Source organism: Streptomyces sp. M-16, assembly GCF_052114405.1.
Taxonomy (GTDB): Bacteria; Actinomycetota; Actinomycetes; order Streptomycetales; family Streptomycetaceae; genus Streptomyces.
This window is the reverse complement of sequence record NZ_JBFRER010000322.1, coordinates 1-590: the sequence shown is the minus strand read 5'-3', so window position 1 is coordinate 590 and position 590 is coordinate 1. Positions and strand designations below refer to the sequence as shown.

Below are 590 nucleotides of genomic sequence, written 5' to 3'. Positions count from 1 at the left end.
TTAGTACCAGTGGTTGTTCTGCCAGAAGTTCCAGGCGCCGACGGGGCTGCCGTAGCGGGAGTTCATGTAGTCCAGGCCCCACTTGATCTGGGTGGCCGGGTTGGACTTCCAGTCCGAGCCCGCCGAGGCCATCTTCGAGGCCGGCAGGGCCTGGACCAGRCCGTAGGCGCCCGAGGAGGCGTTCGTCGCGGTGAAGTCCCAGCCGCTCTCATGAGAGACGATCTTGTCGAAGGCCGCGAACTGCGCCGGGTCCTTGATCATCTGCTGCGCGATCGCCTTGGCRCTCGTCGGGGCGGCCTGCGCGGGAACCGTGGCCAGCATCGARCCGGCGACACCCAGGGCCAGGACGGTACCCGCGAGGGTCTTCTTCGAAGCGGCGATGCGGCGGATGACGGCGTTGGACACGGAGGAACCTTCCGAAGGGGACAARGACCGTCGCGGGCACGCCGAAGACGTGCGTGAACCACTCACGCAGGAGCAGAGGGGATCCAGGGCGGCGGGTGAAACACCCGTGCCGCCCGGCGACTCATCCAGTTCTACCGACGCCCCGACCCCCTGGCAAAGACCCCACCTACTACCGACCCTCGCAG

Annotated in this window: 1 protein-coding gene; it reads right to left on the bottom strand. The window is 67.2% G+C overall.

Translation table 11 applies throughout. From position 1 onward, the window contains the following. A complete protein-coding gene (locus AB4039_RS42365; protein WP_266838803.1) occupies positions 1 to 405 on the bottom strand; it encodes a transglycosylase SLT domain-containing protein in 405 nt (134 codons plus the stop codon). Positions 406 to 590 lie beyond the last annotated feature (185 nt).